Annotated in this window: 9 protein-coding genes; 3 read left to right on the top strand and 6 right to left on the bottom strand. The window is 72.0% G+C overall.

Features of this window, described 5'->3' with window-relative positions; translation table 11 throughout:
• From ACIA8F_RS38920 to ACIA8F_RS38910, 3 genes are all read right to left on the bottom strand, one after another.
• Nucleotides 1-1,464 (bottom strand): ATP-grasp domain-containing protein (locus ACIA8F_RS38920; protein ID WP_399385782.1); only part of this gene is annotated, 1,464 nt, incomplete at its 3' end.
• Nucleotides 1,461-2,702, bottom strand: coding sequence for an MFS transporter (locus tag ACIA8F_RS38915; RefSeq protein ID WP_399385781.1), 1,242 nt, complete (start codon nt 2,700-2,702; stop codon nt 1,461-1,463). The genes ACIA8F_RS38915 and ACIA8F_RS38920, both read right to left, overlap by 4 nt.
• Nucleotides 2,693-4,018: a hypothetical protein gene (locus tag ACIA8F_RS38910; RefSeq protein WP_399385780.1), complete on the bottom strand. Its 1,326-nt coding sequence runs from the start codon at nt 4,016-4,018 to the stop codon at nt 2,693-2,695. Before ACIA8F_RS38910 ends, ACIA8F_RS38915 begins: the two co-directional genes overlap by 10 nt.
• 136 nt (nt 4,019-4,154) lie before the next feature.
• Between ACIA8F_RS38910 and ACIA8F_RS38905 the strand changes: the two genes are divergently transcribed.
• Both ACIA8F_RS38905 and ACIA8F_RS38900 read left to right on the top strand, forming a co-directional pair.
• Entirely contained in the window at nt 4,155-5,396 is a 1,242-nt protein-coding gene (locus tag ACIA8F_RS38905) for an MFS transporter (RefSeq protein ID WP_399385779.1), read from the top strand.
• Between the two features lie 6 nt (nt 5,397-5,402).
• Complete coding sequence (locus tag ACIA8F_RS38900; RefSeq protein ID WP_399385778.1) at nt 5,403-6,347, top strand: GNAT family N-acetyltransferase; 945 nt, start codon at nt 5,403-5,405, stop codon at nt 6,345-6,347.
• 53 nt (nt 6,348-6,400) lie between these two features.
• Here the strand turns inward: ACIA8F_RS38900 and ACIA8F_RS38895 are convergent, their stop codons facing one another.
• The 3 genes from ACIA8F_RS38895 to ACIA8F_RS38885 form a co-directional block, all read right to left on the bottom strand.
• Complete coding sequence (locus ACIA8F_RS38895; RefSeq protein ID WP_399385777.1) at nt 6,401-7,321, bottom strand: TauD/TfdA dioxygenase family protein; 921 nt, start codon at nt 7,319-7,321, stop codon at nt 6,401-6,403.
• A 281-nt stretch (nt 7,322-7,602) separates the two neighbouring features.
• Nucleotides 7,603-8,535: a GNAT family N-acetyltransferase gene (locus ACIA8F_RS38890; protein WP_399385776.1), complete on the bottom strand. Its 933-nt coding sequence runs from the start codon at nt 8,533-8,535 to the stop codon at nt 7,603-7,605.
• A 77-nt stretch (nt 8,536-8,612) separates the two neighbouring features.
• Nucleotides 8,613-9,839, bottom strand: a complete 1,227-nt coding sequence (locus ACIA8F_RS38885) for a helix-turn-helix domain-containing protein (protein WP_399385775.1) — start codon at nt 9,837-9,839, stop codon at nt 8,613-8,615.
• 363 nt (nt 9,840-10,202) lie between these two features.
• Between ACIA8F_RS38885 and ACIA8F_RS38880 the strand changes: the two genes are divergently transcribed.
• Nucleotides 10,203-11,456, top strand: coding sequence for an ATP-grasp domain-containing protein (locus ACIA8F_RS38880; RefSeq protein WP_399385774.1), 1,254 nt, complete (start codon nt 10,203-10,205; stop codon nt 11,454-11,456).
• The last annotated feature ends 173 nt before the right edge of the window (nt 11,457-11,629 follow it).

Below are 11,629 nucleotides of genomic sequence, written 5' to 3'. Positions count from 1 at the left end.
CCGCCCCTTCCCCCCCCGCGCCCCCCGGCCCGGCGGGGGGAGGGGCGCGCCCCCGGCGCCGCGGGGGGGGGGGGGGGCCGCCCCCCCCGGGGGGGGGGGGCCCCCCCGCCCCGCATTCACGGTCGGAGCCAGCCGGTACACGCGTTCCTTGAGTTCGCCGATCGCCTTGCAGTCGGCTTCGAGGGCCGCCGGGTCCTCGTCGGCCATGTAGACGGTGAGGGGGCTGCTGGGCAGGTCGACCGTCGGGCGCATCCGGCGGCCGGGACGGTACTTCACGGTGAGGTCGCGCACGGTGGGCAGCGCGGTGATCTCTTCCACCACGGCCTCGTCCACGCCTTCGACGATCCCGTCCAGCGCGGTCGTGGTGTCGTGCACGAACGCCTCGATGAGCTTGGTGTACGTCCGGCCGCCGTAGCGCTGCCGGAACTCCGCGGGCCGTGCGTAGGCCAGCGCCGTCGCGGCCGACTGGTCGATGCCGAGGCAGAGTTCCTGGAACCCGGCGTTCAGACCGCCGTTGAGGCGGGCGGCGATCTCCACCAGGACCGGGCCGGAGGCGGTCATGATGACCTCGGCGTGAACCGCTCCGTGCCGGATGTCCAGGGCCGCGAGGACGGTGTCCACGTAGGCGACGAGCTCGGGGACCGGTGCCGCGCCCGGGTCGAGCAGCACGTCCCGGTCGTAGATGCGGCGGCCGGCCCCGATGTCCCGCTTGCGGTACTCCCAGACGCCGCACACGTACCGCTCCCCCTGGGAGCAGGCCATGTCCACCACGTACTCGGTGCCGTCGAGGTACGACTGCGCGAGGGCCTCGGTGTTGGGCTGCTGGAACAGGTCCCTGGCCGACATGACCGAGCGCGCGGCCCGTACGACGGCTTCGCCGTCCCGGCAGATGTGGACGTTGTCCGCCCCGGAGGAGCTGATCGGTTTCACGACGACGGGGTGGATCCCCTCCCGCTCCGCCCAGGCGCGCAGCTCTTCGGGGTCGGCCGACCGGTGCTGGCGCGCACAGCGGATCCCCGCGTCCCGCAGGGCTTCGATCATGAGGAACTTGTCGCGCCGTGCGGCCGACAGGCGGGTGCCGTTCGTCATCAGCCCGAGCCGCTCGCTCAGTTCGTCGGCGAGCCGGACCCCGAACTCCGCTCCGGCGAGTACCGCCAGCGGGCGGTGGCGGGCCAGCTCGCGGGCCGTGGTCCCGGGATCCGCGCAGACGAGGTTCTCCCGGTAGGCGTCGAGCCGGGGCGGGGCGAGGGGGGCGATGAGCTCGGGGGTGCTCTGCACGTGCACAGCCTCGACGCCGAGCCGGGCGAAGGCCGGCAGGAGGAAGTTCCCGGTCGAGTAGCCGTCCACGATCGCCACGGTCCGGTTCGGCGGGCCCGTCCGGTTCGGCTGCTCCGTCTGGTCCGTCTGGTCCGTCTGGTCCGTCTGGTTCAGCTGGTCCGTCTGGTTCGTCTTCTGTGCGTTCATCGTCGTCCACCTGCCCACGTCACGAGGGGCCCGCTGCCGAGGCCCGCGAACAACAGCACCGCGCTGAGGGCGACCCAGCCGGGCAGCCCCATCCCGAGCGGCAGCAGGCTCATCACCGCGGGGGCGACGGCTTCGACGGCGCCGCTGCCCAGTCCGAACACCCCGGCGTACTGGCCCTGCAGCCGGGCCGGCGCCAGGCCGAAGCAGTACTCGTAGGAGGCGGCCGCGTACCAGAGCTCGCCGAAGGCGAAGACGCCCATGCCGGTGAGCAGCAGGGCCGAGGCCGTCCAGGGGGAGGTTCCCGCCGCGAAGGCCATGAGCATGAGGCCGCCCGCGAAGGCGGCGCCGGCCCAGGCCATGCGCCGGCCGGCCGTCCGGGCGTCGTGCACGCCCCGGCTCACGGGGACCTGGAGCAGCACCACGAAGGCCATGTTGAGCACCAGGACCGCGGAGACCATCCACCGGGGTGCACTCGTGTGGCCGACGATCCACAGCGGGAGCAGGAAGCCGGAGGCGGCGTAGTTCAGGGACAGCACCGCGTTCACCAGCGTGGCGCTCAGGTACGTGCGGTCCCGGAGTGCGGCCCAGCCCCGTTCCTTCTCCTCGGCGGGGTCCGGGGCCGTTGCGGGCAGGCGCAGCCGCAACAGGATGAGCCCGCAGCCCACGTAGGCGAGGGCGCGGCAGACCACGAGGGACAGGTACGCGGGCCGGCTGTCGATCTGGATGGCGAAGCCAGCCGCTACGGAGCCGAAGGCGAGGGCGAGGTTGGTCACCGACCGCAGGTAGCCGATGAACAGGGTCGGGTTGCCTTCGGCGACCCCGCGGATGAGCGGCGCCTTGCTCGCCTCGTCCGCGGGGATCACGGCTCCCGCGACCAGGGAGACCGCGAAGAAGGACCAGAACGATCCGATGAGGGTGAAGCAGGAGATCGCGACTCCGCCGCCGAGCATGACCCCGATGTGGACGCGCTTGGCTCCCCACTGGTCGGCGAGCCGTCCGACCAGGACACCGGCGATCAGCCCCGCCATGGCCCCGCCGAAGAGGCCCACCGCGACCCGGCCGGCCGGGAGTCCGACGACGCGGGTGAAGTACAGAACGCTCGCGGTGGTGAACATGCCGCCGCCGAAGCTGTTCGCGAAGGTGGCGACGGTCAGGATCCGCTGCGCCCGGGTGGCCGGGAGGAGCCTGCGCACGCCGGTGGGCCGGGGCGGCGACGCGGGCGCGGCCGTCACTGCCACAGTGCGTCCCCGAAGCGGGCGCCGGGTCGCAGAACCTCTTGCAGCGCGCGCAGTTCGCGGCCCTTGAGGCCGTCGGGGACGACCACGAGCCTGGTGCGGAACCAGTCCCACACCTCGGCGAACCGGCCTTGGAGCTCCTCGGCGGAGTCCGCCATGACCATGAACTGGCCGACCCGCTGGCCCGTTCCGGCGACTTCGGGGGCGTGCTCCCCCACGGGCCGTTCGATCCGGACGAACTCCACCCCGGGCAGGGCGGAGACCTCCGCGGCGGAGGGGCAGTCGAGCAGCAGGCCGGCTCCCGCGGTGAGGTAGGCGCCGCCGACGACCGCGGGGCGGATCTTGACGTCGAGTTCGGGCCGCCTGCCGAGGGCGAGCTGGATGGCGCACTCGGCCAGGTCGACGTTGAACTTGGCCTGCACCACCTCCTGGACCAGGGCGCCGCCCCGGCGTGCGGCGCACTCGCCGAAGGTGAGCGTGCCGGTGTCGGGGTCGTGGAAGAGCTCCAGGTGGAACATCCCGTCCCGCAGGCCCAGGGCCTCCAGGGAGGCCTTGATCACGGGGAGGGCCAGGTCGTGGGCCCAGGCGTCGGCGGCCGGGTCGAAGTGGCGGAAGTGCAGGGGCGTGCCGGTGTCCACGGCCGTGAGGCAGGGGTCGCCGTAGCGCCCGAGCGCGTGGAAGAGCAGTTCGCCCTGGTACAGGACGCCGTCGGCGATCCATTCCTCGCCGCGGACGAACTGCTCCAGCACGAAGGTGCGCTGCGGGGTGGCCTGCCTGCGGTACTCGTCGCCGCGCCGGTGGAGTTCGGCCGCGGAGGTGACGACGGAGGTCCGTTCGGTGGCGGCTCCGGCCACCGGCTTCAGGACGGCCCGCTCGAAGGGGAGCCGGTCGATCGCGGCGACGTCGTGCACGTCCTCGATGACCTCGGCACCGGCCGTGGCGATGCCGGCGGCGCGGATCTCGCGTTTCTGCACGGACTTGTCACGGAAGCGTACGGCGATCTCCGGCGGGGTGAACGGCAGGCCGAGGTGGCGGGCGAGCAGTCCGACCATGACCAGGGAGTCCTCGTCGGTGGTGTACACGGCGTCGAAGGCGGGGCCGGTCAGACCGGCCCGGTCGAGCGCCATGAGGACGGCTTCCGGGCTGGTGTGGTCGTCGACGAGGAGCACGGTCACCTCGTCGGGTACCGCGATGTGCCCCTCGTCCCAGGACGCGGCCCCGCAGATGACCGTGGTGTCGAGGCCGAGGCGGACGCAGGCCCGCATGCCATAGCGGTCGAGGCCCACGATCAGGATCCTCGGGGGGCTTGCGTTCTCCATGGCGCTTCCTTCCTCATGCCCGTTGCCTGCACGGCCGGTGCCCGCACGGCCATTCACGCAGAGATGGCAACATCATGTCAACGTCAAGGCACATCCGTTGCTGACACTCGGCATAATGTGGCAACATCCCTGTCCCATGAGACCCTTCTGGCTGCTGACCGGGGCCACGGCACTGTCCATGGCCGGAAACACCTTCCTGTACCTGGCGGTCCCCTGGGCGCTGATCCAGGCCACCGGGTCCACCCTGCTCGCCGTCCTGAGCATGGCCGCGCAAACGGCCCCGTACCTGGCCGCGCCGTTCCTGGGCCCCTTCATCGACCGCCACGACGCCCGCCGCCTGTTCATCGCGGGCGAGCTGGTGCAGGGCGCCTGCGTCGCACTGATCCCCTTGCTGCTGACCCTCGATCAGATCGCCATGGTGTTCGCCTCGCTGTGCCTGATGGGGCTGGCGAAGGTGGTCTCCGACGTCGCCGGGGACTACGGCCTGATTCCGGCCCTGGTGCCGCCGGAGCGGCTGGAGCAGGCGACCAGCCGCTTCAACTCGGTCCAGCTGGCGGCCCGGTTCGCCGGTCCCGCCCTGGCCGGACTGACCATCGCCGCGGCCGGGCCCGGCCCGGCGCTGGAGATCGACGCGGCCACGTTCCTCGTCACCGCCGTGACGGCCTTCTTCCTGCCCCGCGTAGCCCGGCAGGCGCGGAAGGCCGGCGCGTCCGTGGGCACGCTGCTGCGGGAAGGCATCGTCTACTTCCGCTCGCGCCCGGACCTGCTCCGGCTGACCGGGGCGGTCGCGCTCTACAACCTGGGGGCCGGCGCGCTGGAGCCGACCCTGCTCACCATCGGCACCGGACGGTGGCACTGGTCCTCGGCCGCCCTGGGCCTGGCCGTGTCCTGCGGCGCCGTGGCGGCCGCGGTCGGCGCGTGGGTGAGCCCCATGGTCCCGGCGGGCGAGGGCCGCCGCCGCCTGCGCGTCGGCGTGTGGCTGGGGGTGGCCGCCCTGGGGTCAGTGGGCCTGCTCATCGGCGAACCCCTCGCGGTCGTGGCCTCCTTCTGCCTCCTGTGCTTCGGCGAGGGAGGCGTCAACACGACCACGATGAGCTATCGGCAGCACGAGATCCCCGCGGAGTTCAGCGGGCGGGTCAACACCCTCATCCGGATGTTCGTCACCGGGGCCGTGCCCGTGTCCTCGCTGCTGCTCGGGCTGACGGTGGGCCTGTCCGGCTCCTGGGGACACCTGTTCGTGTTCCTGCCCGTCACCGCGACCGCGGTGCTCGCCGTGCTCCTGTGGTTCGCCCCCGTACGAAGACGCCGGGCGCCCGTCCGGCCGAACGCTCCCCTGGTCGCCGCGAGCGGCGACCGGCCCCCGACACGGAACGGATGACAGCACATGGACATCGTTGACCACCACGGGCTGTCCGTCGCCCACGTCTCCCCCGAGGAGGTGGCGGGCCGCCCCTGGTACGGCGCCCGCCGGCACATCGACGTGGTGCGTGCCACCGCGCCCCCGGCCGGGGCGTACGGGGAACTCGCCGCGGCCGGCTTCATCCGGAAGCCGGCCTTCTTGTCATGGACCGCCGAACTGGGCCCGGACGAGGACGCGTTCCTCTCCCGGCTGGAGACCAAGGCCCGGCAGGACATCCGGCGGTCCCGCGCCCGGGCGGACCGGGTCCTGACGCTGGAGGTCCACGACCCGGTCGGGCCGGACGTGCTCGACCGGTTCCTGGCGCTCTACCGGCAGCGGGTCGACGCGATGGCCTACGGCATCCCGATCGCCTCCCGGCAGCGGGAGCGGCTGCTCGACGGACGCGAGAAGTACTTCGCCGTCCTCGCCCTGCGGGACGGCGAACTGGCCGGCGGCTGCATCGCCTGGGAATGCCCCGAGGAGGACGCGGTGCGGATACGGTTCTCCGCGGTGACCGAGGAGTGGCGCCGCGACTCCCTCGCCCGCACGCTCTACTTCGCCGCGATGCGCACGGCCCGGGACAAGGGCTACCGCTGGGCGACACTGGGCGACGAGCCCAATCTGTACGGCCACCTGACCAAGGCCGGCCTGTTCCGCTTCAAGGTGCGCATGGGCTTCCGCTGCGTGCCCTCCCAGGACTTCCACGACCCCGACGGCCTCGACGAGGCCGACCTGGTCCTGAACCTGGACCGGCTGTGCGATCCGTGCCTGATCCTGGGCTACGCCTCGGACGCCCCGGGCGAGCTCTCCCTGCGGGCCCGGCTCGTCACCGGAGCCCCCATTGACCTGCGGGCCTACGCGGCCCCCTTCCTCGCGGGCGTCGAGCACACCCCGCCCGCGGGGACGCCGGCCCGCGCCGCGGCCTCGTAGACAGCACGATGCGGCGGCAACGGCCAGGGGCCGTCGCCGCCGCATCGGTGCGGTCACATGGTCGAGCCGGATCCGGCGGTGAACGCCTCGGCGTTGCCGCGCAGGACGGTGCCGGGCCTGCCGTCGACCCCGACCGTGGTCGTGCCGGCCACCGTGACCCGCTCGCCGCGGCGGTGCTGGTCGCCGTAGTCGTGGACGGCGTAGTGCAGCGTGGACCGGTTGTCCCACAGGACCAGGTCCCCGACCTGCCACTTCCAACGGACTGTGTACTCGGGCTTGGTGGCGTGCTCCACCAGGACCCGGAGCAGGTCGCGTCCGGCCTGCGGGCCGAGCCCGGTGACGCTGCGCGCGAACCCGCCGACGAAGAGGGAGCGTTCACCGGTCTCCGGGTGGACCCGGACGGCAGGGTGCTCGGCGCTGAAGACGTTCTTCAGGTAGCTGCTCCGCACGTCGCCGGTGTACGTGGCGTCGGTGAAGTCCGAGTCGTTGGAGTGGACGACCCGCAGCCCGTCCGCGAGCGTACGCAGCCCTTCGGACAACTCCTCGTAGGCCGCGGCCGTGTTGGCCCATATGGTGTCGCCGCCGACCGGCGGGCAGACCGTGTTGTGGAGGATGGCGACGGCGGGCGGGTTCTCCATGTAGGTGAAGTCGGCGTGCCAGTGATTGGCGCGCGTGCCCTCGCCCTTGGAATCCATCTCGCGCAGCAGCGGCCGGCCCTCGGGGCCTCCGTAGATCGGGTGGCCGAGCGTCAGGTCGCCGAAGCTGCGGCCGAAGACGACGAGTTGGTCATAGTCGAGCTGCTGGCCACGCAGGAAGATCACCTTGTGGGTGAGGAGTGCCTCCCTGAGTTCCGCGGCCACCGAGTCACTCAGCGGACGCGCGGCGTCCACGCCGGTGATCTCGGCACCGATGTTTCCCGCGAGCTGCTTCACCCCGACCCTGATACCACTGTCGGCAGTCATGACGTCAGTCATGCGTTTGGACCTTTCTGGGCTGTGTGGGGGCGCGAACCGCGCGCGTCACGGCCGGGAAGTCCCGCCGGTGGGGCGGATCCTCCCGCACGTTCCGCACAGGGATCGTCGCCGGTTGCGCCTCGTAGCACGATCGATGTTGCCATGATTTGCCATGTGTGGCAACACTGGGCGAAGGGGTGGGTCGCGAAAAGGTGCCGCGACGCAGCGGCGCGCGTGACCGCAGTGGGTCACGCGCGCCGCTGGGGGCCCATGGGCCGGGTCGGCCGGAACGGCCGGAAACGTCAGAGGAAGTGGCCACTGGCGAGGTAGGGAGCGGGTTCGGCCATGTCCCGGAGGGCGAGATAGCCCTCCTGGCCGATGTCCAGCCGCGCGGCCAGACCGACGTCGACCGCCCAGTGGTTGGCGGTGGTGATGCAGTTGACGAGCGTCTCGCCCCGGGAAGCGGCGAGGGCCTCCCACAGCAGGTCCTGGGCCGTCCGCGGCTCCGCCGCCGCGAGGAGCACCGCCCGGTTCTCCTCGTCGTCGATGTACGCGTATCCCGGCCGGCGCAGGTCCTCGGACACGACGAGCCTGAGCCGGTCGAGCATGTAGACGTGGTCGGGGCCGTGACCGGCCCCGCGGATCTCCTCGTCGAGCCGGTCCATCCATTCGAGGTCCTCGGGCCGCCCCTCCCTGAGCCCGTCGATCGCGGGAAGCGTGGACCGGTCGACCGTGCCGACCATGCGCATCTGCGGGTAGAGCAGGAATCCCGCCTTGCGGTAGCGGCGGGTCGCCCCCGGATGCACCGAGGAGGAGAACAGTCCCGGCCGGCCGTCGGCGTGCGCCAGCGCGGCGTCCATCAGCCTCCTGCCGATGCCCCGGCCCTGGTAGCGGGTCAGCACGCCGTAGGTGGCGAGGTACCACACCCCGCCGCGGTTCTGGGACATGGCGAACCCGACGACGTTCCCGGCATCGACATCGCCGCCGTCGCCGCCGTCGCCGTCGCCCTCGACGCCGCCCTCATCGACCGCGACCCAGCACCCCGCCGGATCGGCCTCCAGATAGAACCGCATCCGCTCGATCCACTGCTTCGATCCGGCGTCCGAGCGGGGCTGGATCTCCGGTTCGCTGACGCGCCGGCTGCTCTGGTCCGCCTCGAGGAACAACTCCGCCGAGGCGCGCTCCGCCGACCGGAGGTCTTCCTCTCGCGCCGGCCTGACCTGCACTGATTCCATTTTCATACGCTACCGGCCCGTTCGGCCGACCTCCTGGTTCCTGTCGGGGAATGCCCTTGTCCGGATGGCGCGTCCGGTCAGCCCTGCTCTCCGCGCCCCTCCGCCAGGGCTTCTGCGAGGGTGCGCCACGTCTCCGCCGCGAGTTCTACGTTGTGCGCCTCGACGGCCTGCCGCGCGAGGTCGCTCAGGCGCTGGATCCCCAGGGACGTCCGGCCGGCCAGCACGTCCAGCCTGCCACTCAGCACCTGGAGCCGGATCCGGTCGCGGAAGGAGAGCCGCAGATCCAACGCCTGTGCCTGATCGCACAGTTCGCGCGCCCGGGCCAGATCGCCCTCGGCGCAGGCCAGCTGGGCGTGCAGCAACAGCCCCTCCTGGCGGCGTACTTCGGTCCCCACGATCTCCAGCGCCGGGCCTATCTGTTCCAGGCTGGCCCGGGCCTTCGCCGTCTGCGGCGGGACGGTCTGCAGCAGCAGCGAGGCCGCGGCGAGTCTCAGCCGCAGCCAGAGCCCCGGATCCTCGTGGCTGTCCAGGCCCTCCAGCGCGCGTTCGAGCAGGTCGTTCGCCTCCTGGTACGCACCCCGGCGTATCCCGACGGTCGCCGCGGCCCACAGGGCCCGGGTGTGGGTGGAGCCTCCGACGGGCCCGGTGAGCGCGCACAGCTCCCGGGCGTGCGCCTCGGCCTCGGCGAGCCGGCCCGCCTCCGCTTCCGCCGACACCAGGGCATGCAGGGCGCCGGCCCGGTCGGTCAGGGTGAGACCCGCGGCGGCGCCGACGGCTCCGGCGGCGTACTCGCACGCCTCGGCGATCCGCCCGATGGAACGCGCGCAGCGGGAGTGCTGGGTGTACGCGCGGACGCGCAGCTCCGCCACGCCCAACTCATCTGCCAGCTTGTGCAGTTCGGCGGTGAGTTCGTACTCCTCCGTAGACCGCCCCTGCCTGCCCCGCATGCGGGCGAGCAGCCACAGCGCCTGCCAGCGCAGGGCGGGATCCTGTCCGTCGTCGGCCCGCAGGGCCTCGGCGAGGGGGTCGGCCAGAAACTCGTCCAGTCCGTCGTCGGACACCGAGGTGACCGCGGCGAGGACATGGCCGAGCACGGGGCCCCTCTCGCGCGCGAAGGCGGACACGGGGACATCGAGCCGCTCGGCAAGATAGTCCACGCTCTTGGCGGTCGGTGGTCGGGCGCCGGACTCCAGACGGGACAAGTAACCGGTCGACATGGCGTCTCCGGCAAGCGCCGCCTGGGACAGTCCGCGGCCCACGCGGAGCGCGCGGAGGCGTTGCCCGAAATGGGGCTGTTCCAGCATCTGCACCTCGGAAGGCGTGGGCTGACACTCGGAGAGAGCCTCAACCCTCAGGAGGGATGGGCATTATGCCCGTTGTAGGCAAGACTGTCAATATCGGGTAACCCTACGCCGGGCATACCCCGTTGCGCATCGACACTTACCGAGCCATTGATCGAATGGCTCAAAAACCCCGCCCCATTGGGCAAGCTGACGTCCCGCAGCGATCGGCCGCACACGCTCTGTCTATCACGCGATACCCGCAGTCATGCCGCCCTGGGGCAACAAGGTCCTTGATATTGCCACCTCTTGGAAATATATGGCAACATGCGGGATCCGTCGCTCCGCCATCGGGGCCGCACCCATCACAGCGAGAGGTCGCGCGCGATGAAGAACGTACTGCTGATCAACTCCAGTCGTGAGATCGCCGCCCGGATGCTCCAGAAACGGGACGACATCCGCCTTTCGGTCATCACGATGCCCGAGTACGCGGGCTACTACGCCGACGGCGCGGACGTCGAAGTGGTGGACACCATCGAGGACCTGACCCAGGTGCGGCTGGCCGCCCTGCGCATACGGGAACGCAATCCGTTCCGGTACGTGGTGTCCCCCTCGGAGTGGAGCATCCAGGCCGGCGGGTACGTCCGCTCCTACTTCGGGCTCCCCGGATCCGGCTACGAGGTGGCCAACGCCTTCTCCAACAAGTACGTGATGAAGCAGCGGCTTTCCGCGGCCGGAGTACCGGTGGCCCGGTTCCGCCTCATCGACCGGTTCGCCGGCGCCGAGGCCGCCGCGGAGGAGATCGGCTGGCCGCTCGTGGTGAAGCGGTCGTGCGGCGGCGGCTCCGAGTACGTCCTGCCGGTGCACGACGCCGACCACCTGCGGCTCCTGGCCCACGACGACTCCACGGAGCCGATCCGGACCGCGCCGTACCCGCTGATGGCCGAGGAACTCGTGGACATCGAGGCCGAGTTCCACTGCGACGGGGTGGTGCGGGACGGCCGGGTCCGGTTCGCGCCGGTGTCCCGGTACTTCGAGCCGGTCCTGCGCAGCGTGGGCGGCGTCATCGGCTCGTACACACTGCCCGACGAACACCCGGACACCCTGGCCGTCACCGCACTGCACGAGCGGGTCGTGGCGGCGCTCGGACTCACCGACGGGGTGACGCACCTGGAGGTCTTCAAGACCCCGCACGGCCATCTGGTCGGCGAGGTGGCCTGCCGGCCGGGGGGCGGCGGGATCGCCGACCAGGTGCTGCACCAGTACGGCGTGGACCTGTGGAGCACCTTCCTGTCCACGTCCCTGGGCGAGCCGGTGTACGTCGACACGCTGCCGCGCACCGACCACATGATCCAGTACATGCTCCCGCGCCCCGTGGGCACGGTCACCGCGGTCACCCCCGCGGAGGAACTGCTCGCCGCCCCCGGCGCCGTGTACGCGAAGGTCGGCACCGAGGTCGGGGACAGACTGGACGGCCCGGTCGACTCCTCGGTCTACGCGGGCGTCGTACTGCTGCGGGCCGCCACCGAGGACCAGGTGCACGAGCGGGTCGCGGACATCGGCAGGCGGTTCCGGATCGAGGTCGCCGAGAGCGCGGCCGATGCCGTACGGGCCGCCGCGGGCGCGGCCGGGAAGGGCTGAGGTACCACGTACTGCCTCCGCTTTGGCACAGCACCTGGCAACTTCATGACGAGAGCCGGGGGGGGGGGGCCCCCCCCCCCGGGGGGGGCCCCCCCCCGGGGGGGGGCGCCGCCCCCCCCGCCCCCCCCCCCGCAACCCACACGGGCCGGCGCGCGCGGCCCGCCGCACGCCGC

Origin of the sequence: Streptomyces sp. NPDC051563 (assembly GCF_044454225.1) — a bacterium.
Classification (GTDB): Bacteria; Actinomycetota; Actinomycetes; order Streptomycetales; family Streptomycetaceae; genus Streptomyces.
Note: the sequence above shows the minus strand (reverse complement) of the source record. Positions and strands in the feature narration are given on the sequence as shown.

Bases quoted from the DNA above. Each gene is read 5' to 3' on its own strand.
- ACIA8F_RS38910 (WP_399385780.1), bottom strand. From the start codon at position 4,018: ATGGAGAACGCAAGCCCCCCGAGGATCCTGATCGTGGGCCTCGACCGC.
- ACIA8F_RS38905 (WP_399385779.1), top strand. From the start codon at position 4,155: ATGAGACCCTTCTGGCTGCTGACCGGGGCCACGGCACTGTCCATGGCC.
- ACIA8F_RS38900 (WP_399385778.1), top strand. From the start codon at position 5,403: ATGGACATCGTTGACCACCACGGGCTGTCCGTCGCCCACGTCTCCCCC.
- ACIA8F_RS38895 (WP_399385777.1), bottom strand. From the start codon at position 7,321: ATGACTGACGTCATGACTGCCGACAGTGGTATCAGGGTCGGGGTGAAG.
- ACIA8F_RS38890 (WP_399385776.1), bottom strand. From the start codon at position 8,535: ATGGAATCAGTGCAGGTCAGGCCGGCGCGAGAGGAAGACCTCCGGTCG.
- ACIA8F_RS38885 (WP_399385775.1), bottom strand. From the start codon at position 9,839: ATGCTGGAACAGCCCCATTTCGGGCAACGCCTCCGCGCGCTCCGCGTG.
- ACIA8F_RS38880 (WP_399385774.1), top strand. From the start codon at position 10,203: ATGAAGAACGTACTGCTGATCAACTCCAGTCGTGAGATCGCCGCCCGG.